Source organism: Ruegeria sp. BF10 (assembly GCF_056538725.1).
This window is the reverse complement of sequence record NZ_JBQFTR010000001.1, coordinates 1,065,462-1,085,731: the sequence shown is the minus strand read 5'-3', so window position 1 is coordinate 1,085,731 and position 20,270 is coordinate 1,065,462. Positions and strand designations below refer to the sequence as shown.

23 protein-coding genes are annotated in these 20,270 nt (G+C 60.1%); 10 read left to right on the top strand and 13 right to left on the bottom strand.

Features of this window, described 5'->3' with window-relative positions; translation table 11 throughout:
• On the bottom strand, nucleotides 1–1,164 hold the full coding sequence (locus ACR0DJ_RS05515) for a M20 aminoacylase family protein (RefSeq protein ID WP_480684132.1): 1,164 nt from the start codon (nucleotides 1,162–1,164) through the stop codon (nucleotides 1–3).
• 66 nt (nucleotides 1,165–1,230) lie between these two features.
• Between ACR0DJ_RS05515 and mazG the strand changes: the two genes are divergently transcribed.
• Genes mazG through ACR0DJ_RS05500 form a run of 3 tightly spaced genes read left to right on the top strand, consistent with a single transcriptional unit; the run spans nucleotide 1,231 to nucleotide 3,539 of the window.
• Nucleotides 1,231–2,097, top strand: coding sequence for a nucleoside triphosphate pyrophosphohydrolase (gene mazG / locus ACR0DJ_RS05510; protein WP_171204892.1), 867 nt, complete (start codon nucleotides 1,231–1,233; stop codon nucleotides 2,095–2,097).
• 54 nt (nucleotides 2,098–2,151) lie between these two features.
• Nucleotides 2,152–3,093: a nucleoside hydrolase gene (locus ACR0DJ_RS05505; RefSeq protein WP_480684130.1), complete on the top strand. Its 942-nt coding sequence runs from the start codon at nucleotides 2,152–2,154 to the stop codon at nucleotides 3,091–3,093.
• Nucleotides 3,090–3,539 carry a GNAT family N-acetyltransferase gene (locus ACR0DJ_RS05500; RefSeq protein ID WP_480684129.1) on the top strand — a complete coding sequence of 150 codons (450 nt, stop codon included), beginning with the start codon at nucleotides 3,090–3,092 and terminating at the stop codon, nucleotides 3,537–3,539. Before ACR0DJ_RS05505 ends, ACR0DJ_RS05500 begins: the two co-directional genes overlap by 4 nt.
• Here the strand turns inward: ACR0DJ_RS05500 and ACR0DJ_RS05495 are convergent.
• The 5 genes from ACR0DJ_RS05495 to ACR0DJ_RS05475 form a co-directional block, all read right to left on the bottom strand.
• The gene (locus ACR0DJ_RS05495) at nucleotides 3,536–3,700 is read right to left on the bottom strand and encodes a hypothetical protein (RefSeq protein ID WP_257598867.1); all 165 of its coding nucleotides are present in this window, start codon (nucleotides 3,698–3,700) and stop codon (nucleotides 3,536–3,538) included. The two genes, ACR0DJ_RS05500 and ACR0DJ_RS05495, sit on opposite strands and share 4 nt — an antisense overlap.
• 501 nt (nucleotides 3,701–4,201) lie before the next feature.
• Complete coding sequence (eno, locus tag ACR0DJ_RS05490; RefSeq protein WP_170344034.1) at nucleotides 4,202–5,476, bottom strand: phosphopyruvate hydratase; 1,275 nt, start codon at nucleotides 5,474–5,476, stop codon at nucleotides 4,202–4,204.
• Nucleotides 5,477–5,612: 136 nt separating this feature from the next.
• Nucleotides 5,613–6,491 (bottom strand): DMT family transporter, encoded by an 879-nt coding sequence (locus ACR0DJ_RS05485; RefSeq protein WP_480684128.1) that lies wholly within the window; start codon nucleotides 6,489–6,491, stop codon nucleotides 5,613–5,615.
• A gap of 134 nt (nucleotides 6,492–6,625) precedes the next feature.
• Nucleotides 6,626–7,039, bottom strand: coding sequence for a Fur family transcriptional regulator (locus ACR0DJ_RS05480; protein ID WP_170344032.1), 414 nt, complete (start codon nucleotides 7,037–7,039; stop codon nucleotides 6,626–6,628).
• Nucleotides 7,040–7,104: 65 nt separating this feature from the next.
• Complete coding sequence (locus ACR0DJ_RS05475) at nucleotides 7,105–7,827, bottom strand: endonuclease/exonuclease/phosphatase family protein (RefSeq protein ID WP_480684126.1); 723 nt, start codon at nucleotides 7,825–7,827, stop codon at nucleotides 7,105–7,107.
• A gap of 202 nt (nucleotides 7,828–8,029) precedes the next feature.
• On the opposite strand from ACR0DJ_RS05475, the gene ACR0DJ_RS05470 reads away from it, so the two are divergent.
• A complete protein-coding gene (locus ACR0DJ_RS05470; RefSeq protein ID WP_480686231.1) occupies nucleotides 8,030–8,947 on the top strand; it encodes a DMT family transporter in 918 nt (305 codons plus the stop codon).
• Nucleotides 8,948–8,961: 14 nt separating this feature from the next.
• Here the strand turns inward: ACR0DJ_RS05470 and ACR0DJ_RS05465 are convergent, their stop codons facing one another.
• On the bottom strand, nucleotides 8,962–10,380 hold the full coding sequence (locus ACR0DJ_RS05465; protein WP_480684766.1) for a protein adenylyltransferase SelO: 1,419 nt from the start codon (nucleotides 10,378–10,380) through the stop codon (nucleotides 8,962–8,964).
• A gap of 85 nt (nucleotides 10,381–10,465) precedes the next feature.
• Between ACR0DJ_RS05465 and ACR0DJ_RS05460 the strand changes: the two genes are divergently transcribed.
• Together ACR0DJ_RS05460 and ACR0DJ_RS05455 are read left to right on the top strand one after the other, a co-directional pair.
• Nucleotides 10,466–10,885 (top strand): cupin domain-containing protein, encoded by a 420-nt coding sequence (locus ACR0DJ_RS05460; protein ID WP_480684123.1) that lies wholly within the window; start codon nucleotides 10,466–10,468, stop codon nucleotides 10,883–10,885.
• A 97-nt stretch (nucleotides 10,886–10,982) separates the two neighbouring features.
• The gene (locus tag ACR0DJ_RS05455) at nucleotides 10,983–11,750 is read left to right on the top strand and encodes an extensin-like domain-containing protein (RefSeq protein WP_480684122.1); all 768 of its coding nucleotides are present in this window, start codon (nucleotides 10,983–10,985) and stop codon (nucleotides 11,748–11,750) included.
• 17 nt (nucleotides 11,751–11,767) lie between these two features.
• On the opposite strand, the gene ACR0DJ_RS05450 is transcribed toward ACR0DJ_RS05455, so the two are convergent.
• The 3 genes from ACR0DJ_RS05450 to ACR0DJ_RS05440 all read right to left on the bottom strand — a co-directional run bounded on the left by ACR0DJ_RS05450 (nucleotide 11,768) and on the right by ACR0DJ_RS05440 (nucleotide 13,683).
• On the bottom strand, nucleotides 11,768–12,229 hold the full coding sequence (locus ACR0DJ_RS05450) for a hypothetical protein (protein ID WP_480684121.1): 462 nt from the start codon (nucleotides 12,227–12,229) through the stop codon (nucleotides 11,768–11,770).
• A 10-nt stretch (nucleotides 12,230–12,239) separates the two neighbouring features.
• A complete protein-coding gene (locus ACR0DJ_RS05445; RefSeq protein WP_170344026.1) occupies nucleotides 12,240–12,530 on the bottom strand; it encodes a hypothetical protein in 291 nt (96 codons plus the stop codon).
• 79 nt (nucleotides 12,531–12,609) lie between these two features.
• Nucleotides 12,610–13,683, bottom strand: coding sequence for an anhydro-N-acetylmuramic acid kinase (locus ACR0DJ_RS05440; protein WP_480684764.1), 1,074 nt, complete (start codon nucleotides 13,681–13,683; stop codon nucleotides 12,610–12,612).
• A gap of 305 nt (nucleotides 13,684–13,988) precedes the next feature.
• On the opposite strand from ACR0DJ_RS05440, the gene tyrS reads away from it, so the two are divergent.
• Nucleotides 13,989–15,236 (top strand): tyrosine--tRNA ligase, encoded by a 1,248-nt coding sequence (gene tyrS, locus ACR0DJ_RS05435; protein ID WP_425078401.1) that lies wholly within the window; start codon nucleotides 13,989–13,991, stop codon nucleotides 15,234–15,236.
• Nucleotides 15,237–15,314: 78 nt separating this feature from the next.
• Here the strand turns inward: tyrS and ACR0DJ_RS05430 are convergent, their stop codons facing one another.
• Nucleotides 15,315–16,070: a hypothetical protein gene (locus tag ACR0DJ_RS05430; RefSeq protein ID WP_425078402.1), complete on the bottom strand. Its 756-nt coding sequence runs from the start codon at nucleotides 16,068–16,070 to the stop codon at nucleotides 15,315–15,317.
• Nucleotides 16,071–16,292: 222 nt separating this feature from the next.
• Between ACR0DJ_RS05430 and ACR0DJ_RS05425 the strand changes: the two genes are divergently transcribed.
• Together ACR0DJ_RS05425 and ACR0DJ_RS05420 are read left to right on the top strand one after the other, a co-directional pair.
• Nucleotides 16,293–17,048: a 3-hydroxyacyl-CoA dehydrogenase gene (locus tag ACR0DJ_RS05425; RefSeq protein WP_257598878.1), complete on the top strand. Its 756-nt coding sequence runs from the start codon at nucleotides 16,293–16,295 to the stop codon at nucleotides 17,046–17,048.
• A gap of 10 nt (nucleotides 17,049–17,058) precedes the next feature.
• The gene (locus ACR0DJ_RS05420) at nucleotides 17,059–17,613 is read left to right on the top strand and encodes a sugar O-acetyltransferase (protein ID WP_480684120.1); all 555 of its coding nucleotides are present in this window, start codon (nucleotides 17,059–17,061) and stop codon (nucleotides 17,611–17,613) included.
• Here ACR0DJ_RS05420 and ACR0DJ_RS05415 read toward each other — a convergent pair.
• Nucleotides 17,594–17,932, bottom strand: coding sequence for a winged helix-turn-helix transcriptional regulator (locus tag ACR0DJ_RS05415; protein WP_170344020.1), 339 nt, complete (start codon nucleotides 17,930–17,932; stop codon nucleotides 17,594–17,596). The two genes, ACR0DJ_RS05420 and ACR0DJ_RS05415, sit on opposite strands and share 20 nt — an antisense overlap.
• A gap of 143 nt (nucleotides 17,933–18,075) precedes the next feature.
• On the opposite strand from ACR0DJ_RS05415, the gene ACR0DJ_RS05410 reads away from it, so the two are divergent.
• Entirely contained in the window at nucleotides 18,076–18,363 is a 288-nt protein-coding gene (locus tag ACR0DJ_RS05410; protein WP_480684119.1) for a putative quinol monooxygenase, read from the top strand.
• 89 nt (nucleotides 18,364–18,452) lie between these two features.
• Here ACR0DJ_RS05410 and ACR0DJ_RS05405 read toward each other — a convergent pair whose 3' ends face one another.
• Entirely contained in the window at nucleotides 18,453–20,261 is a 1,809-nt protein-coding gene (locus tag ACR0DJ_RS05405) for an ABC-F family ATP-binding cassette domain-containing protein (RefSeq protein WP_480684117.1), read from the bottom strand.
• Nucleotides 20,262–20,270: the final 9 nt, after the last annotated feature.

The window sequence follows — 20,270 nt, the reverse complement described above, 5'->3', positions numbered from 1 at the left end:
TCAGCCCAAGGGCTGCGCCTTTTCCACGATCCGTGCGAAGAACGATGCCCCCACCGGCGCGATATCATCATTGAAGTTGTATTTCGGATGATGCAGCCCCGCACCATCACCCTGCCCCAGAAACAGATAAGCCCCTGGTCGCGACTGCAACATGTACGAAAAATCCTCGGCCCCCATGTCGCGCCCCATTATGTCGACCACGCGCTCAGGCCCCGACACTTCGCGCGCGACGGTGGCGGCGAAGGCTGCCTTTTCAGCATCGTTGATCGTCGCCGGGTATCCCTCCTGATATTCCAGCCGTGCCTCGACACCGTAAGACGCGGCCTGCCCCTGAACGATCTGCTCCATCCGCTCCATCACCATCTTCTGTACAGAGGGATCAAAGGTCCGCACGGTTCCGTTCAAATAGGCAGTATCAGGGATCACGTTGTTCACCGTTCCGGCGTGGATCTGAGTGACCGAAACAACCAGATCTTCCACCGCATAGTGGTTGCGGCTGACGATGGTCTGGATTGCCTGCGCAATACCGCAGGCCGCCATGACCGGGTCGCGGGTCTGATGCGGCATGGCGCCATGGCCGCCGACGCCTTGGATATGAATCTCGAACGTATCCACCGCCGCCATGATCGGCCCCGGCGTCGTGTGGAACGTACCTTCCGGATTTCCCGGATCGTTGTGTATTCCATAGACCTCAGAGATATCGAACCGCTCCATGATGCCTTCTTCGACCATCACGCCCGCGCCACCGCCTTCTTCCTCGGCCGGTTGAAAGATCAGGGCCACGCGGCCGCGGAAATTCCGCGTTTCGGCCAGATACCGCGCCGCACCCAGCAGCATTGTGGTGTGCCCGTCGTGCCCGCAGGCATGCATCTTTCCTGGGTTCTTCGATGCATAGTCGACGCCTGTTTCCTCGGTAATCGGCAATGCATCCATATCGGCACGCAGCCCGATCGTCGGCCCGTCACCCTGCCCGTTGATGATCGCGACCATCCCGGTCTTTGCGATCCCTTCATGCAATTCATCGACCCCGAATTCACTCAGACGCTCGGCCACAAACGCGGCAGTCTCAAAGCACTCGAATTCCAACTCGGGTATCGTATGCAGATACTGGCGCCATCTGGTCATATCGGCAGAGAAATCGGCAATTCGGTTGACGACGGGCATCTGGGCTGGACTCCTGATCGGGACTGCGGGATGGATGCATCTGACACCGGAATGAAAGGGTTCGCAATGGCCGAAAATCCTCTGATCCATGACAGCGACGCTGGTATCGAGCGTCTGCTGGAAATCATGCGGCGCCTGCGTGATCCGCAAACCGGTTGCCCGTGGGATATCGAACAGGATTTCGCAACCATCGCGCCCTATACGATAGAAGAGGCTTATGAGGTCGCCGACGCGATCGAGCGCGAGGCCTGGGACGAGCTGAAGGGAGAGCTGGGCGATCTGCTGTTCCAATCGGTCTTTCACGCACAAATGGCTGAAGAGGCTGGGTATTTCACCTTTCAGGACGTGGTGCGCACCATGTCAGACAAGATGGTCAACCGCCACCCGCATGTTTTTGGCGACGAATCCCGCGACAAGTCCGCCGATCAGCAGACCCGGGATTGGGAAACGATCAAGGCGGCCGAACGTGCGGGCAAAGAACAGAAAGGCGCGCTGGACGGGGTGGCCGCCAACCTGCCTGCCCTGCTGCGGGCCCATAAGTTGCAAAAACGGGCCGCACGCGTGGGGTTCGACTGGCCCGATGCAAGCCACGTGCTGGCCAAGATCACCGAAGAAGCCGCCGAGTTGGAAGAGGCGCGTGACAAGATGGACGCGGATGCGCTTGAGGATGAATTCGGTGATCTGCTGTTCGTGATGGTCAATCTGGGCCGCCACCTGGGTATCGAACCCGAAGCCGCCCTGCGCCGCACCAATGCCAAGTTCACCCGTCGCTTTGAACAGGTCGAAGCCCGGCTGGCCGAGCGGGGAAAGACCCCCTCGCAAAGCGATCTGGCCGAGATGGACGCGCTCTGGGACGAGGTCAAAACCGAAGAGCACCGCGCCAACGGCAAACTCCCGCCGGTGGACGCCATGGCAGCCCCCAGAAACGGGTAGACAAGCCATCCGACACTTGCGAGTGTCCCACCTTCAAGACCACCGGAGACGCCCATGCAACCTCGCAAGATCATCATCGACACCGATCCCGGACAGGACGATGCCGTCGCCATCCTGCTGGCGCTGGCCAGCCCGGAGGACATCGAGGTTCTTGGTATTACGGCGGTCGCGGGCAACGTGCCCCTGGAATTGACCGCCAAGAACGCTCGGATCGTGTGCGAACTGGCGGGGCGGACTGACATACCCGTTTACGCGGGCTGCGACAGACCGTTGAACCGCGCGTTGGTCACGGCCGAGCATGTGCATGGCAAGACAGGGCTGGATGGCCCGGACCTGCCCGATCCGCAGATGCCGCTGACCGAGGGCCACGCGGTGGATTTCATCATCGACACCCTGCGCGCCGAAGAACCGGGCACCGTGACCCTTTGTCCGCTGGGGCCTCTGACGAATATCGCGACCGCATTCAACAAAGCCCCTGATATTGTTGATCGGGTGCAGGAAATCGTTCTGATGGGCGGGGCGTATTTCGAGGTTGGGAACATCACTCCAACAGCAGAGTTCAACATTCACGTCGACCCGGAAGCAGCTGATATCGTTTTCAAATCCGGAAGGCCGATTGTGGTTATGCCGTTGGATGTCACGCATAAGGCGCTGGTCACCAAACCCCGCAACGATGCGTTCCGTGCTCTGGGAAACAAAGTCGGACTCGCTGTGGCCGAGATGACCGATTTCTTTGAGAGGTTTGACAAGGAAAAATACGGCAGCGCGGGTGCGCCTTTGCACGACCCCTGCGTGACCGCCTATCTGATCCGGCCCGAGCTGTTTTCAGGCCGTCATGTGAATGTCGAAATTGAAACCGGGTCCGAACTGACCATGGGCATGACCGTCGCAGATTGGTGGGGCGTGACCGACCGCGCGCCCAATGCGCTGTTCATGGGGGACATCGACGCTGACGGCTTCTTTGACCTGCTGACAGAAAGGCTGGCCAGATTATGAGCGCCGCCCTGCGCCTTGCGCGCCCCGAAGACCTGGACCGCCTGATGGCGCTGGTCACCACCTTCCATACCGAGGCCGGATTGACGCAAGACCCGGACCAGACCCGAAATGCTCTGACACCCCTGCTCGAGGGTATTCCCCATGGCTGTGTCTATCTGATCGGACCCGGACGCGCGCCGTTGGGCTACATCATCCTGACCTTCGGCTGGTCCGTCGAATTCGGCGGCATGGACGGTTTCGTCGACGAAATCTATATCCGACCCGCTGTTCGCGGGCGCGGCATTGCAACCGAGGTTCTGCTGGCACTGCCCAAAGCTTTGTCCGAAGCGGGGCTGACTGCCCTTCATCTGGAAGTCGACCGAAACAATGAGGCCGCTCAGAAAATCTATCTGCGCACCGGGTTCAAACCACGCGACAGATATATGCTGATGAGCAAGTTGCTTTAACGAGACTCGCCGCGGAAGATATTGGCCGGGTTCATGTCCTGTACCGGGTCACTCGCCGAGACCTGGTCTCCGGTAATTGGGTAGGTTCCCGGACCCGCGCAGGCGGAAAGAACTGTGATGGACGTTGCTGCGATTACCAGAAGGAATTTGGATACAGACATCGTGGTCTCCTTTCTGCAATGCATTCAGATTAGATCACGTGGCCGTGCTTTACTTAGTAACAAGTTCACACATAATGAGATTTTTGCATTCTTTTTAGATACAAAAAGGCTGATTCAATACGCCTGCGAAGCAGAGACCACTGAAATGATTGCCTAATCCGGATCACGTCTTTCTCGCGAAAAGATCGAAGATTTCTCGGAAACCTTCAACTTCAAGTGCAGGCAGGTACGGCAATCGTAAACCCAGAGAAGGATCGAACCAGAAAGGTTCAATCAAGGGTGGATATCACCTGAAGCCGTGTTTCCCGCCGCAACCTTTACCGCGATCGTCCGGAAGACGCCGGTTCAGGGCCCAAGAAACGCTTGGATCCAAGAGTTCCGAAGGGTCAACAGCACCAATTGATCCGTCACGCGGATTGCGGCACGTGCAGCGGAACGACCGCTTGGTGGATCAGAGACCGGAACTATAAGAAATGAGGGCCATTGGCCCCCATTCCATGCTTATTTCAGGATCGACGCGCCGGCGTATTCGGCCACTTCACCCAGCGACTCCTCGATCCGGATCAACTGGTTGTATTTCGCCAACCGGTCCGATCGCGCAAGCGAGCCGGTTTTGATCTGACCACAATTGGTCGCCACGGCCAGATCGGCAATGGTGGCGTCCTCGGTCTCGCCTGAACGGTGCGACATCACGTTGGTGTAGCGCGCGCGGTGCGCCATATCGACGGCGCGCAGGGTTTCCGTCAGCGAGCCGATCTGGTTCACCTTGACCAGCATCGAGTTCGCACAGCCGCGCTCGATCCCTTCGGCCAGACGCACAGGGTTGGTCACGAACAGGTCATCACCCACCAGTTGCACCTTGTCACCGATGGCGTCGGTCAGCGCCTTCCAACCTTCCCAGTCATCTTCGGACATGCCGTCTTCGATCGAGATGATCGGATAGTCATTGACCAGCGCCGCCAGATAAGCCGCGTTCTCGTCCGAGGTCAGGCTCGTGCCCTCACCCGAAAGAACGTATTTGCCGTCTTTGTAATACTCGGTTGCCGCGCAATCCAGCGCCAGGTGGATTTCCTCACCCGGCTTGTAACCTGCTTTTTCGATGGATTTCAGAATGAAATCCAATGCTTCACGGGTCGAGGCGATGTTGGGGGCGAAACCGCCCTCGTCACCCACACCGGTCGCCAAACCCGCGCCTGACAGTTCCTTTTTCAGCGTGTGGAACACCTCGGACCCCATGCGCACCGCTTCGCGAATGTTCGCGGCGGCGGTCGGCATGATCATGAATTCCTGAATGTCGATCGGGTTGTCGGCATGCTCGCCGCCGTTGATGATGTTCATCATCGGAACCGGCAGAACCCGCGCCGAGGTGCCGCCCACATAACGATAGAGCGGCTGGGTGGTGAAATCCGCCGCCGCCTTCGCCGTGGCCAGCGAGACACCCAGAATCGCGTTTGCGCCCAGACGGCCTTTGTTCTCGGTGCCGTCCAGCTCGATCATGGCCTGGTCAATGGCCACCTGCTCGGTCGCGTCAAAGCCCACAAGTTCTTCGGCAATCTCGCCGTTCACGGCGGCGACGGCTTCCAGAACGCCTTTGCCCATATAGCGTGCCTTGTCGCCATCGCGCTTTTCTACCGCCTCATAGGCACCGGTGGACGCGCCCGAGGGCACGGCCGCGCGGCCCATGGTGCCGTCTTCCAGAATCACGTCAACTTCGACCGTCGGGTTGCCCCGGCTGTCCAGAATTTCGCGTGCGTGGATGTCGATGATGGTGCTCATGAAGCCTGTTCCTGTGACTGCGGTCGGTTGCACGCGTCATAGCAGCAACCGGCCAAAAGTAAACCGGTTCCGTTAACGCTAACACGCATATTGCCGGACATTTAGGGCTAACAGTCCGCTGTTTGCGCCAACAAGGTCAGGCAGGGGCCAATTCGCGCGCCAGACGCCGTTCGCGGACAAAGGTATAAAGGCCCGAACCGATGATCAGGGTCGCCCCCGCCAGTGTCAGCACATCAGGACGTTCACCGAACACCAGCATTCCAGCGAGGATCGAAAACACCAGACGCGTGTACCGGAACGGCATCAGGGCCGAGGCTTCGCCCACTCTCATCGCAGTGACAATGCCGTAGTACCCCAGAACGCCAAATCCGATCGCCCCCGCATAAGGGCCCGTTTGACCGGCTTGAACCGGCACGAAGGATGCCCCGGACATGACCATCAGAACCAGGCCGGCGACAGCAACCGCAATATAGGCCTGCATCGCAACAACGGACGAAGCCACTCGCGGGTCCAGCTTGCGGGTGATCAGATCGCGCGCGGCAATTGCGACCACGGACAACACCACAAACAGGGATTCCGGCCGAAAGCCCTCCATCCCCGGGCGGATGATCATCAGAACACCGACAAAGCCGACGCCGATCGCGCTCCAGCGGCGCCACCCGACCTGCTCTCCAAGAAACAGGGCCGCCCCCATGGTGACGACCAGCGGCATGGCCTGAAACACGGCCGCCACGGTGGACAGGTCGATCAGCGACAACGCCGTCACGAACGCTACTGCACCAAAGCCTTCGGTGGCGGCGCGGATCAATGGCAGGGTTTTCCATGCAACGGGATCAAAGATCCGTTTGCGCGTGACCACTGACATCGTGGCAAACACAAGCCCGCAGAACACGCCCAGAAGCACCATGATCTGCCCTGTCGGCACAGAGCCGGACAGGAGCTTGATGAACATGTCCTCAAGTGCAAAGGCCGCCATCGACCCGATGAGCAGCAGGATGCCGTTTACGTTGTTCATATGCGCGTCCACAGGAAAAGGGCACGTCAGGTGCCTGTACACGCACAACAACCTCAACCAACGGCATCTGGCAAGACAATTCCCGTCACGCCTGATGAATTAAAGTGAGGGGATCAATCGCGTTTCGTGATGGGTCAGTCCTTTTCCAGCGGGACGCCATACAGCTCCAACCGGTGCCCCTTGAGCTTGTACCCAAGCTTGGCGGCGATTCTTTCCTGCAAGGCTTCGATCTCGGGGTCGACGAATTCGATAACCTCTCCTGACTGCATGTCGATCAGGTGGTCGTGGTGATCGCGCTCGGCGTCCTCGTACCGGGCCCGTCCGTCCCCGAACTCGAGACGTTCCAGAATGCCTGCCTCTTCGAACAGTTTGACCGTGCGATAGACCGTTGCAATGGAAATGCCTTTGTCCACGGCGGAAGCCCGCGCATAGAGCTCCTCGACATCCGGGTGGTCGTCGCTCTGTTCCAGTACCTGCGCAATGACCCTTCGTTGACCGGTCATGCGCAGCCCCTTGGCTTCACAACGCCCAACAATCGTTTCCGACATGATGCCCCTCAGACTTGCTCGGATGTCTGTCTTAATATGTCTGCGCGCGTTTCGCTACAGAGATTTCACCTTTTGCGACCTTCTGATCTAGCGCGCGTCAGATCGGCCCAGACCGGCAGGTGATCGGATGCGATATGTGCCGGACGGGTGTCGTGAACACCGTGCGCCACGGCCTGTATTCCACTGCCCAGCGCGATCCGATCCAGCGCACCCAAAGGCTGCGCGGCGGGAAAACTGGGTCTGGCGGGCAGAAACCGCATTTCGGGCGCCAGGTGATCCAGAACGGGCTGGCGTGACCATTCGTTGAAGTCACCGGCCCAAACTGTCGGCATCTGGTCCATATCCCAATCATTCCGCCGAATGTGCAAAATCTGCTGCCGCCGTGACGCTGGCAAAAGCCCCAGATGCATACCCATCACGCGCAGTGGCCCGATATGGGTGTCGAACTCGACCCGAACGGCCCCGCGCGGCTCCAGCCCCGGCAGTTCGTGATGCCCTTTTCGGCGCACCGAGATGCCCTCGCCCCGCCAGATCACCGCGTTGCCGTGCCAGCCCAGACTGCCTGCACCGCCCAGATCGACGATCTTCCACCCCGCCTCGTCCAACATGAAATGCGGCAATGCCGCCGGGCGGGGCGGCAGGCGTTTGTCGGCCTCCTGCAACACAACGATATCCGCTTTCGTGTTTTCGATGACCTGCAAAATGCGTTGCGGCTGACGCCGGAAATCCAGCCCGACGCATTTCTGAATGTTGTAGCTTGCGATACGCAGCGTGGACGAAGTTTGCATGAGGCCATGACCAAGTGAATTGGCCCTAAAGTGCCATGCCTGACGCGAGGCGCAACCCCTCAGCTCGGTTTCCTGCCGCGGCAATTCCAATACAACACCCGCCCCCGGCAATCTGCCTGTTGTTTCGCCGAATGAACCCTGCTTCGCGTCAAAGCAAAGGTTCCGCTTGATCCCCGGCCCCGCAACCCTCTATCCCGATCCGGTGACGACATCGAAGCGCAGCGAAAGCGAGGCCAAGATGAGCCTGAGTCAACCCGACAACAGCACCCGGGCCAGTATCATACTGGTGATGGGCGGCGCGCTGTGGGGCCTTTACTGGATTCCGGTGCGGTTTTTTTTCGATCAGGGTCTGACCGGCCCATGGTCCGGGATCGTCATGTACTGCGTGGCCCTGATTGCGTTGATCCCCTTTATCTGGGCCGACAGGCACATGCTGGCCCGGCGGTGGCGTGATCTGATGCTCAGCGGTATGTTCACAGGGGCGGCATTCAGCCTGTATTCGATCAGTCTTGTCTACACCGACGTCGTCCGCTCGATCCTGCTGTTCTATCTCACTCCGATCTGGGGCACGCTTCTGGGCGTCCTGTTTCTTGGAGAACGCCTGAGCCTGATGCGCCTTGCGGGCCTGATCTGCGGGCTTGGCGGACTGTTTGTCGTGCTTGGAGGCGCCGGGTTTGTGCCATGGCCGCAAAACCTGGGCGACTGGTTGGCGCTGGCGTCGGGCATATGCTGGGCACTGGGCACACTGGGCCTATACAAGACTGGCAGCATGACCATCTCGGGTCAGGTCTTTGCCTTTGTCCTTGGTGCGCTGTTGCTGTCGCTTGTCAGCCTGTCGGCGCTTGGGGGCCAGGCGCTGCCGAACGTCACGAGCGAAAACGCGATCCGCATCGCGGGATATGCATTGCTGTCGGCCTTTTATGTCCTGCCCATGATCTACATGACCATCTGGCCGGCAACCAAGCTGTCCCCCGCAAAGGTCGGCCTGCTGTTGATGAGCGAGGTTGTCGTCGGCATCGCCTCGGCCGCGGCGCTGTCCGGCGAACCATTTGGCCTGCGGGAGTTTCTGGGCGCCACCCTGATCGTCAGCGCCGCGGTGTTGGAAATCCTGCGAAAATAGACGCGGTCTGCGCGTCACGTCCCGCAAAACGTCGCGTGGACCACCTCGTTTTCGGCCGGAGGACGCCTCAGGTCTTCCGCATCACCCTGATCTTCGTAAGGCCGCGCCAGAACGGCGTTCAACCGGTCGAACGGTGCGTAATCGCCCTGCACTGCCGCCTGGATCATCTGTTCGATCCGGTGATTGCGCGGAATGAATGCGGGGTTTGCGGCGGTCAACACGTCCAGCGGCGCTGCTTCGCGCGCCAAACGTGCGCGCCAACCCGCTTCCCAAGTGTCAAACGCTTCCGGGGCAAGGAACTGATCCCGCGCCATGCCACCGCCCAGCGCCCGGAAGGTATTGGTGAAATCCGCCTGCCCCTCGGCCATACGCTTCAGAAGGTCGGTGATCAGTTCCTGATCGCCCTCGTCCGCGGTTGCCAGTCCGATCTTCGCCCGGAACCGGGACAACCAATTCTGTTGCAGCAGGTCCGGCATCGCGTGGACAATCTCGGTCGCCTCTTCCACGGCAGACTCTTTGTCGTCCATCTGCTGGATCAAGGACGTTGCCAACTGCGCGAGGTTCCACACCGCGATATCGGGCTGGTTCGAATAGGCATAGCGCCCCATCCGGTCGATCGAGCTGTAGACGGTGTTGGGGTGATACGTATCCATGAACGCACATGGGCCGTAATCAATTGTCTCGCCCGCGATCGAGCAGTTGTCGGTATTCATCACCCCATGGATGAACCCCACGCTCATCCATTGTGCAATCAAACCGGCCTGCGCATCGCGCACCGAACGCAACAGGCCCATCGGCCCTTCTGCATTGGGATAATGCCGCGCGATGGCATAGTCCGTCAGGCGCTTCAGGCTGTCCATCTGCCCACGCGCTGCAAAAACCTGAAAGGTCCCCACCCGCAGATGGCTGGATGCAACCCGGGTCAGGACCGCTCCGGGCATCGGACCTTCGCGAAATACGGTCTCGCCCGTTTCCACGGCTGCCAAGGCACGCGTGGTCGGAATGCCCAGCGCATGCATCGCCTCGGACACCACGTATTCCCGCAGCACCGGCCCCAGCCAGGCCCGGCCATCGCCCCGGCGGGAAAACGGTGTAGGACCCGAACCTTTCAGTTGAATATCCCGGCGCACCCCGTCCGTTCCGACAGTCTCGCCCAGCAGCACCGCACGCCCATCGCCCAGCTGCGGGTTGTACTGCCCGAACTGATGCCCAGAATAAAGCTGTGCTATGGGTTCAGCACCTTCGGGAATACTGTTTCCCGCAAAGGCTTCGGCCATGTCCTCAACGTCTCCGGGCGAAATCCGCAGCAACTTGGCCAGATCATCGTTGAACGCAATCATCCTTGGCGCGCGCACGGGAACCGGTGACTGCCGCGCAAAGAACGCATCCGGCAGACGGGCATAAGAGTTATCGAAGGGGATTTTCAGGGTCATGTCGTAAACATATCCCTCGGACGCATGAATACCATAGCGGATCATGCCTGCCCGTGCATAATCGCATTCAAACACGAGGGACCACATGACTGCACAAGAGATTATCGATCGCTTGAACCTGCAACGGCATCCTGAAGGGGGTTGGTACGCCGAGACATGGCGCGCCGAAAACGAAGGCCGCCCCACCGGCACCTGCATCTACTTCCTGTTGCAGGCAGGCGAAAGCAGCCACTGGCACCGCGTCGATGCGACCGAGATCTGGCTGTACCACGCAGGCGCGCCACTGATCCTGTCACTGAGCGCGACGGATGAAGGCCCCGCCACAGATCATGTGCTGACACCCGATCTGTCGCAGGGTGCCCCGCAGTTGATCGTCCCGGAAGGCCATTGGCAAGCCGCCCGCAGCACGGGCGATTACACGCTGGTCAGTTGCACCGTCTCGCCCGGCTTCCAGTTCGAAGGGTTCGAACTGGCCGCGCCCGGCTTCGATATCCCCAAGGCATGACCGCTCACATGACGATCTCTGAAAAGGTGAGTTTACAGACAGTTTCCCATTGATCATTCTGTACACACAGCCACAGGCGACGGAGTAACGAGTGAGAATGAAGCAGGCCCTGCTGACTGTCTTGTTCTTGTGTCAAAGCGCAGCATTCGCCAGCGCAGAGCCCGCTTGCGCCGAGGCCCGTCTTGCATCCGATCTGACTGCGCCAGAGCTGATCGGGGAAGAACCGGCTGAAGATGCTGACCCGATCGTGACAGTCGAACCTGCGGTGCTGGTCTCCAGGCGCCCTGCCCTGCGGCCTTGCAAGTTCCGGCAATTCGAAGTGGGTCGTGAACGAATGTTGGAACGGGGCGCCGTGTGTGGTGACTGGACCATTCTGGGCGAAACACGCAAGCCCGTCGCCGGAAAGGCCCGCGGATGCGGGATCACGAACCCGGTTCGGGTTTACAGGATCTCTGACATCGCCCTCAGCCAATTCTCATTGATGGATTGCCAGACAGCGGTCACGCTTAAAACGTGGATCGAAAACACGGCCAAGCCAGCCTTTGCCGATATGGGCGGCGGGCTGAAGGGGATGCGGATCGTTGGCCACTATGCCTGCAAGACCCAGAACAACCAGCCGCGTGCACGCATCTCGGAACATGCGCGCGGAAAGGCGATCGACATATCGACCTTCGTTTTAAAGGACGGAACACAGATCACGGTCCGGGACGGGTGGAACAACGCGCAAGGCGCTGTATTGCGAAAGTTGCACGATGGCGCCTGCGGCGTGTTCGGAACCGTGCTGGGCCCGGACGCCGACCGTTATCACGTCGGGCATTTCCATTTTGACACAGCCCGCCGCAAGGGCGCTCCGGTGTGTCGATGAACCTTCGGGTTGCGCCTCTATTTGTCGCTTCGGCTTTTGATCAACACATTGATCAGAGGCACCAGCAGCGTCGCGGCCGATCCCAAAGGGTTCGATCCAATGCTCTTGACCGCCTGCACGACCTCTTTGGCCTCTGCGGTCATCTCCTCCAATTCGTCTTCAATATCCGCTATGGCCATATCGCGCACCTCGACGGCCGGGGCGACTTCGTCGTCGATATTGCGGCGCCTTGCAATCAGCACCATAAGCCCTGCGAATAGAAGGTTTCCAAAGGCCAACAGCGCCGCCGCCGAGGCTGGTGACATCGAGCTTTGAAGTGCCAAGAACAAGGAAGCATTCAAAAGCACCACCGCCGACAATGCCGCGATGCCCGCAATGCCCATCAGTATGGTCTGTTGCTGAACCACTCCAAGGCGGCGGCGTGCAATCAGACGTTCGGTCCGATAGATCGTAACCAGATTTTTGCTCAGTCTGCTCATAAGCCGCCTCCTAACCCTGCGCGCGCCCGACGACGTACCCCAGCGAAAACGCAATCAGCAACGCCGTGATCGGATAGTCTTTCTGCAACCGACCGAACTCCTCGACAACGTCATGCCCCAAGGACTGAACCTGGCTCAGGTCGATTCCGTGGTCTTCCAGCAGCTGCCGGATTTCATCCGACGATTTGGTGCCTTCAGGTGGATCTTCGGAACCCGCTTCCTTTTCGGCCTGCGCCTCCAACGTCGCATTCCGCTTCCGCAACTTCTCCAACTCGGCCTCGAGCTCTGCCTTGGTCGCCATACTGCCTTGCCCCTGATCCATCGGTCCGGGGCAATCGTCGCACAAAGAGTTGTTTTTTTGAACTGTTTTCCGGATCGCGCTATCCGACCGGGTCCATGGACACCGTACTGACGACCCCGCCACCGACAAGCGCTTGAACGCCGGTGGTTCCGGGGCAAGAGGTCGGCAACCCCCGCGCAACGCGCACCGCCAGATAGGCAAACGCCTGCGCCTCAAGCATGTCGCCATCCAGCCCCACCGCCTCAACCGTTTCGACCGGGCAATCCAGCGACACGCGCAGCATCTCCATCAGCACCGGGTTGCGCCTGCCGCCCCCTGTGACCAACACACAGGACGGGGGTTTCGGACAGTGCTCCATCCCCTGCACCACAGCTGCGGCGCACATACCGGTCAGAGTGGCCACCGCGTCAGCGTCATTGAGTTCCTTGACCAGACCGATCATTTCAGAAAAATCGTTCCGGTCCAAAGACTTCGGCGGCATGCGGGAAAAATACGGCTCGGCCAGAAACAGCTCCAGCGCGCCCATCTCGACTGTGCCATCGCGGGCTAATGCCCCGTCCCGGTCCATTGGAAGCCCCAGCCGGGCCTGCATCAGATCATCGACCGGCGCATTGGCCGGGCCTGTATCAAAGGCCAGCAGCGCACCGGGCGCTTCGGGACCTTCGAACGTCGGGTCCACATAGGTCAGGTTGCCGACCCCACCCAGGTTCAGGAAACACAATGGCCGGTCCGCACCGAACCATTTGGCACAGGCAAAGTGAAAGAATGGCGCAAGCGGAGCCCCCTCGCCCCCCATCGCCACATCATCGCTGCGGAAATCCCAGACCACCGGACGCCCAAGGGCCTGCGCCAGCCCCAGCCCGTCACCGACCTGAAACGTACCGCGCCCGCGCGGCTCATGCGCCAGCGTCTGTCCGTGAAAGCCGATCAGATCCACATCCTCGAACTCGGACAGAGCTTCGGCATGGGCAATTGTCACCATCTCGGCCGCCGCATCGACCTGGGGTCCGTGCCACTGCCCCATTGCTGCCCGCAACACGTCGCGTTCTGCATCCGAATAGGCGCGGTATCCACTTTCCCCAAACCCGTAAATCGAATGCCCGTCGGTTTCCACCACTGCGGCATCAACCCCGTCCATCGATGTGCCGGACATTGCGCCCAAAGCCCGGAGCTTTCCGTGTTTCGCGATGGTCTGGCCCAAGCCTGCCTCCTGAATTGGCTGTGTCTTTCGCCGCGTCCGGGTCCGGGATTTCACCTTTGGGTTGCAGCCCGGTCAACGTGCCTTCTGTTGGGGCGCAAAGGCAAGCGTTCCGGACCGGCCCGGCAATTTTTTTCTCAGGGCGCGTGTCTGGATCGACACCCTAGACCACACCCCGCCCCCGAGGTGAAAAGGTGGCTTTTCCTCCCACGCGCTGCCGCCTATACAGTGCCCCGCAACATTAACCCAAAGGGCACGATATGACCTACCACCCCAAATCGGATTTCATCGCCACGATGATCGAGCGCGGCTTTCTCGCCGACTGCACCGATTATCAGGGCCTTGACGACGCGCTGATCAGTGGGTGCAAACCGGCCTATATCGGCTTTGATGCCACGGCCAAGTCGTTGCATGTGGGCAGCCTGATCCAGATCATGATGTTGCGCTGGTTCCAGAAAACCGGCCACCAGCCGATCACCCTGATGGGCGGCGGAACCACCAAGGTCGGCGACCCGTCATTCCGCTCGGATGAACGCCCGCTGCTTGGTCCCGAACAGATCGACGAAAACATCGCGGGCATCAAAAAGGTGTTCTCAGCCTATATCGACTATGACACAGAGGCCGAGAACAAAGCGTTGATGCTGAACAATGCCGAGTGGCTGGACGACCTGAACTACCTCGATTTCCTGCGCGACATCGGGCGTCATTTCTCGGTCAACCGGATGCTGAGCTTTGAATCGGTGAAATCCCGACTGGACCGTGAACAGTCACTGTCCTTTCTCGAATTCAACTACATGATCCTTCAGGCCTATGACTTCCTGGAGCTGAACCGCCGCTATGGTTGCTTGCTTCAGATGGGCGGCAGCGACCAGTGGGGCAATATCGTCAACGGGATCGACCTGACCCGCCGCGTGCTGGATCACGAGATCTACGGCCTGACCTCACCCCTGCTGACCACCAGCGACGGCAAGAAAATGGGTAAATCTCAGGACGGCGCGGTCTGGCTGAACGCTGACATGCGCTCGCCCTACGAGTTCTGGCAATTCTGGCGCAATACGACCGACGCGGATGTCGGGCGGTTCCTGAAGCTTTACACCGAAATGCCGGTGGATGAATGCGATCGTCTGGGCGCGCTGCAAGGGTCCGAGATCAACGAGGCCAAGATCCGTCTTGCCAACGAGGTGACAACTCTGGCCCATGGTGCGCAGGCCGCGGCGAACGCCGAAGCCACTGCCCGAGAAGTGTTCGAAAAAGGCGGAGTCGGAGATGATCTGCCGACCCTGACGCTATCGGAAGCAGACTTACCGATCTCTATCGTCCAGTTGATCGTGAAAACGGGTCTGGCTAAGTCCGGCAAGGAGGCCAAGCGCCTGATCGCCGAGAACGGCGCCAAGTTGGATGACGCGCCGCTGACCGATGCCGGGCTGATGATCGACGCTAGTGCATTGTCCTCGCCCATCAAGCTGAGCGCCGGCAAAAAGCGTCACGCGCTGGTTCAACTGGGTTAACCCAGCAAGGCTGACGCCCGCAAAATGGAAACGGCCACCCAATCGAGTGGCCGTTTTGTTTTCGAAAAGGAACGCTTGTCAGCGTTTTTTTCCACCGCCGCGACCGGGCCGGTCGCCTCTTTCATCATCGTTGGCGTTGTTTCCGCGGCCCGGGCTGCTGCCCTCGCCGCCATTGCCGTGGCCGTTGTTGCCCTTGCCACCGCCTTTACCTTTGCCGCCCTTGCCTTCGCCTTTGCCTTTTCCGCCTTTGCCTTCACCACCGCCGGACTCACCGCCGCCACCGGACTCACCGCCGCCACCGCCGGACTCACCTCCGCCACCGCCGGATTCGCCACCGCCACCGCCGGACGCACCGCCGCCGCCGGATTCACCGCCGCCGCCACCGGATTCACCGCCGCCGCCACCGGATTCACCGCCGCCACCGCCGGATTCGCCACCGCCACCGCCGGTTTCACCTCCGCCACCGGGTGCGCTACCAGCATCGGCAAATCCAGACCCACCGGGTTCAGAGCCGCGGCTTTCACCACGATTTTCCGCCGAACCAGACAGGCTTGCCGTCGGCAAATCCGTCAGCAACGCGGCCAGCCCCGGGCATTGCGCCCCGGTCACAGTCAATGTTGTTTCAAAGTCGGACCGCTTTTGAAGCCTGTCCAGAAAACTCGGGGTTACCTGCACACAGTCGCACAACCCGGCATAGTCCCCCGCGCTGGCAAGATTTCGGGCCGTTTTCCAGTTGCAGGTTTCCGGTGCGGCGGCAGCACTGCCGATCATCACCATTCCAAAAACAGGGACAGCAATAACTGCGCCCAGCACGTGTTTCGTACTCTTTACCATAAAAGATCCTCCTGGTGAAAAAACACACGACGGCTCAGAGTTCTTCGTTCACGAACAGGCGCGTTTTCGTGAAGTTGGGATTAAGATGTCTTGAGCATCTGCCAGCGCATCGGGGCGAATGATCTGGTCCGCCGACCAAGATCCCTCTTTCTCTAATATATGGACACTGGCCCCAAAATGCAGTTATTGAACAACTGTTCATATCCATGGGAGGAGATCACCATGCACCTGTCCACCACTGCCGCCCTCATCACCGGCGGCGCGTCCGGTCTGGGCGAAGCCACGGCACGCCACTTCGCCTCGGAAGGCGCACAGGTCACCATTCTGGATCGCGATGCGGATCGCGGCGCGCAGGTCGCCGCCGAGATTGGCGGTCATTTCGCGCAGACGGATGTGACCGACGAAGAGTCGGTGGCCGCTGCTGTGCGCCACGGCATGGACAAGATGGGCAAGATCACGGCCACGGTGAATTGCGCCGGTATCGCCTATGGTATCAAGACTGTCGGCAAGGATGGCCCCCACCCTTTGGATGCGTTCCAGCGCACGATCGACATCAATCTGGTTGGCACCTTCAACGTGTCCCGGCTGGCCGCTGCCGAGATGGCAAAGAATGACCCCGAACCAGATGGGGCACGTGGGGTGATCATCAACACCGCCTCGATCGCTGCGTTTGACGGGCAAAAGGGCCAGGCGGCCTATGCGGCCTCGAAAGGCGGCGTCGTGGGCATGACGCTGCCGATGGCCCGCGACCTGGCCTCGACCGGCATTCGGGTCATGACCATCGCGCCGGGCATTTTCATGACCCCGATGCTGGCGGGCCTGCCCGAAGAAGTGCAACAACAGCTTGCCGCCGACGTCCCGAACCCTGCCCGCCTTGGCGATCCGCATGAATACGGACGACTGGCCGGCTTCATCGTCGAGATGGGCTATCTGAACGGTGAGGTCATTCGCATCGACGGTGCCCTGCGGATGCGCTAGACCGGGGCTCATGACCGAGCGACAGAAAATGGAAGCGGGCGAGTGGTATTGCTGCCTTGACCCGGAACTGGATGCGCTTCGCGCCGAAGCGCGTCGTGCCGTTCATGCCCATAACACATGCCCGCCGGATGAACGTGGGGCCATCGCGCCTGAACTGGCAGCGCTGTTTGCAGGTGTTGGTGAGGATTGCTTTCTTGAGGCCCCATTTCACTGTGCCTACGGAATAAACCTGTCTTTGGGGGATCGCGTGTTTTTCAACGCAGGCTGCGTCGTGCTCGACACCGCGCCGGTGACGATTGGCAACGACACGATGCTTGGACCTGCGGTGCAGATCTATTGCGCCGAACACGCGAAAGACCCGGCCTTGCGCGCTCGGGGCCTTGAAACCGCCCACCCTGTCAGGATCGGCGAAAACGTCTGGATCGGCGGGGCCGCGATCATCATGCCGGGCGTTGCGATCGGCGACAACGCCATCATCGGAGCCGGTAGTGTGGTGACAAAAAACGTTCCGCCCGGCGAGACAGTCGTCGGAAACCCCGCCCGGCCTATCCGGCCCCGCCCATAACCCTGTTCTGTCCCCAGTCCGCCAAGGCCTCAATCACCGGGCGCAGCGCCAGCCCCTTTTCGGTCAGACTGTACTCTACCCTGGGCGGCACCTCGGCATAGACTTTGCGGTTCACGATTCCATCTGCCTCAAGTTCGCGCAGTTGCTTGGTCAGGCTGCGCTGAGTAACCGTACCCAACGCCCGGGACAACTCGTTGAATCGCATCGTGCCCCCAAGGAGGTGATAAATCACCAGCCCCTTCCACTTGCCCGATATCTGCTCCAGACCGGCCTCAACTGGGCAGCCTCCGCTGCAATCATATCTTTCAAACCGATCCAACCCGACCTCCTGCGTCTTTCAGTATACAAATGGTACCTATCTGCGTGAATGGTACCTATATGCATGAATAGTGCGTACTTGCGAGTTTTGCTGGTGTGTCACATATCCCGGTTCATCGCAACTGAACCCTTTGAGGAGACACCATGGCCTTGACCATTCTCGCCCAAATCACCGCCCATCCGGGCAAGGAAGATCTTGTCCGCGCCGAGCTGGAAAAGCTCATCCCCATCACCCGTGCCGAACAAGGTTGCATCCAATACGACCTGCATGTGGACACAACCAACTCCGGTGTTTTCGCGTTCTATGAAAACTGGGAAAGTCGCGAACAGTGGCAGACGCATATGAACGCGCCTCATCTCGCGGCTTACATGGAGGCAACCGACGGTGCTGTGGCTGAATTTACGCTGAACGAAATGACACGGATCGGCTGATCAAGGTTTTGCAAAACCGGGGCAGTTACAGGGCTCCGGTTTTGTGCAACTCATACAATGCCGTCCATTTGGGGCCGCGCAGTTTGCGTTTACCCTGCTTCGGCCTTTTCTTCCAGGGTCAGCCACTCCTCTTCAACCGCCGACAGTTTCTCCTGCCGTTCCACCAGCGCCTCGGTCGCTTTCTGGAACTTGACCGGTTCGCGAGTGAACAATTCGGGATCCGACATCAGCTCTTCCAGCTTTGCGATCTCGGCCTCGAGGCGCGCAATCTCGGCTGGCAGCTTTTCAAGCCGGTGTTTTTCCGAGAATGACAGACCGGGTTTCTGCTGCGTCTCCTGCTTTGCTTTTGGCTTCGAAGCTTTTGCTTTTTCTTCTTTTTTAGCGACCACTTCCCCGCGCTGCGCAATATAATCCGACCAGCCGCCGGCATAGACGGTCGCCCGCCCGTTGCCTTCCATCGCGATGGTCGTCGTTGCAACGCGGTCCAGAAAATCCCGGTCGTGGCTGACCAGCAGAACCGTACCGTCGTAGTCGTCAAGCAGCTCCTGCAACAGGTCCAGCGTTTCGACATCCAGATCGTTGGTCGGTTCGTCCAACACCAGAAGGTTCGAAGGTTTCGCCATCAACTTGGCCAGCAGCAACCGGGCCTTTTCGCCACCCGACAAGGATTTGACAGCCGCTCTTGCCTGCCGCTCGTCGAACAGGAATTCCTTGAGATATCCCACGACATGTTTGGGCTGCCCGCCAACCATCACCTGATCGGCCTTGCCGGAAACCCGCATATCCGGGTCGCCGGTCAGGCTGTCCCACAAGCTCATCTCGGGGTCCAGTTGCGCACGGGTCTGATCGAACACCGCGACCTCAAGATTGGTACCCAGCGACACCGAACCTTCGTCCGGCTCCACCTGCCCCAGAAGCATCTTCAGCAAGGTCGTCTTGCCGACCCCGTTCGGCCCGACAAAGGCCACACGATCACCGCGCTGCACCAGCAGATCAAAATTCCGAACGATCTGCTTGTCACCGAACCCTTTGGCCAGCCCTTTGGCCTCGATCACCTTGCGGCCTGATTTTGGCCCCGCGTCCAGCGTCATCGCAGCGGAACCCTGACGCTTGATCTGTGCTGCCTTTTCGGCCCGCAGCGCCTGTAGGGCCCGCACCCGGCCCTGATTGCGTTTGCGCCGTGCGCTGATACCCTCGACCGCCCATTTGGCCTCGGACTTGATCAGACGGTTCAGCTTGTGGCGCTGCTGATCTTCTTCTTCCCAGATCTTGTCCCGCCAGGCTTCGAACGCGCCAAAACCCTGTTCCTGCCTTCGGACCATTCCCCGATCAATCCACAGAGTCGCCCGCGTCAGTGCGCGCAAGAAGGCCCGGTCGTGCGAGATCAGCACAAAAGCCGCCCGTGTCGACCCAAGCTCGCGCTCCAGCCACGCGATGGCTTCGATATCCAGATGGTTGGTGGGTTCGTCCAGCAGCATCAGGTCCGGCGCCTCGGCCATCAGCTTGGCCAATGCCGCGCGCCGCCGCTCTCCACCCGAAGCCGTCTCAACTGCGCGTGAAGGGTCGAATTTCAGCCCCTCGCCTGCCCGTTCAACCTTGTAGAGTTCGCCGGGCTCCAACCCGCTGGACGCATAGTCGCCCAGGGTGGCAAAGCCCTCCATCGTCGGGTCCTGCTCCATATAGCCCACGGATTTTCCGGGCGGCACGACAATTTCGCCGCGGTCGGCCTCGACCAGGCCAGCCATCACTTTCATCAGCGTGGATTTGCCCGACCCGTTGCGCCCAACCAGCGCCACGCGGTCACCGGGCTGCACCACCAGATCCAGTTCGGAAAACACCGGTTCGCCCCCGAAAGTCAGGGATATGCCGGACATCTGCAACAAAGGAATTCTCGCCATGCCCGCCAG

Coding starts and splice junctions, on each gene's coding strand:
- ACR0DJ_RS05495 (WP_257598867.1), bottom strand. CDS start 3,700: ATGTCTGTATCCAAATTCCTTCTGGTAATCGCAGCAACGTCCATCACA.
- ACR0DJ_RS05505 (WP_480684130.1), top strand. CDS start 2,152: ATGCAACCTCGCAAGATCATCATCGACACCGATCCCGGACAGGACGAT.
- ACR0DJ_RS05485 (WP_480684128.1), bottom strand. CDS start 6,491: ATGAACAACGTAAACGGCATCCTGCTGCTCATCGGGTCGATGGCGGCC.
- ACR0DJ_RS05410 (WP_480684119.1), top strand. CDS start 18,076: ATGGCCTTGACCATTCTCGCCCAAATCACCGCCCATCCGGGCAAGGAA.
- ACR0DJ_RS05430 (WP_425078402.1), bottom strand. CDS start 16,070: ATGGTAAAGAGTACGAAACACGTGCTGGGCGCAGTTATTGCTGTCCCT.
- ACR0DJ_RS05460 (WP_480684123.1), top strand. CDS start 10,466: ATGACTGCACAAGAGATTATCGATCGCTTGAACCTGCAACGGCATCCT.
- mazG (WP_171204892.1), top strand. CDS start 1,231: ATGGCCGAAAATCCTCTGATCCATGACAGCGACGCTGGTATCGAGCGT.
- ACR0DJ_RS05440 (WP_480684764.1), bottom strand. CDS start 13,683: ATGTCCGGCACATCGATGGACGGGGTTGATGCCGCAGTGGTGGAAACC.
- ACR0DJ_RS05455 (WP_480684122.1), top strand. CDS start 10,983: ATGAAGCAGGCCCTGCTGACTGTCTTGTTCTTGTGTCAAAGCGCAGCA.
- eno (WP_170344034.1), bottom strand. CDS start 5,476: ATGAGCACCATCATCGACATCCACGCACGCGAAATTCTGGACAGCCGG.
- tyrS (WP_425078401.1), top strand. CDS start 13,989: ATGACCTACCACCCCAAATCGGATTTCATCGCCACGATGATCGAGCGC.
- ACR0DJ_RS05420 (WP_480684120.1), top strand. CDS start 17,059: ATGACCGAGCGACAGAAAATGGAAGCGGGCGAGTGGTATTGCTGCCTT.
- ACR0DJ_RS05500 (WP_480684129.1), top strand. CDS start 3,090: ATGAGCGCCGCCCTGCGCCTTGCGCGCCCCGAAGACCTGGACCGCCTG.
- ACR0DJ_RS05475 (WP_480684126.1), bottom strand. CDS start 7,827: ATGCAAACTTCGTCCACGCTGCGTATCGCAAGCTACAACATTCAGAAA.
- ACR0DJ_RS05465 (WP_480684766.1), bottom strand. CDS start 10,380: ATGACCCTGAAAATCCCCTTCGATAACTCTTATGCCCGTCTGCCGGAT.
- ACR0DJ_RS05405 (WP_480684117.1), bottom strand. CDS start 20,261: ATGGCGAGAATTCCTTTGTTGCAGATGTCCGGCATATCCCTGACTTTC.
- ACR0DJ_RS05450 (WP_480684121.1), bottom strand. CDS start 12,229: ATGAGCAGACTGAGCAAAAATCTGGTTACGATCTATCGGACCGAACGT.
- ACR0DJ_RS05480 (WP_170344032.1), bottom strand. CDS start 7,039: ATGTCGGAAACGATTGTTGGGCGTTGTGAAGCCAAGGGGCTGCGCATG.
- ACR0DJ_RS05445 (WP_170344026.1), bottom strand. CDS start 12,530: ATGGCGACCAAGGCAGAGCTCGAGGCCGAGTTGGAGAAGTTGCGGAAG.
- ACR0DJ_RS05515 (WP_480684132.1), bottom strand. CDS start 1,164: ATGCCCGTCGTCAACCGAATTGCCGATTTCTCTGCCGATATGACCAGA.
- ACR0DJ_RS05425 (WP_257598878.1), top strand. CDS start 16,293: ATGCACCTGTCCACCACTGCCGCCCTCATCACCGGCGGCGCGTCCGGT.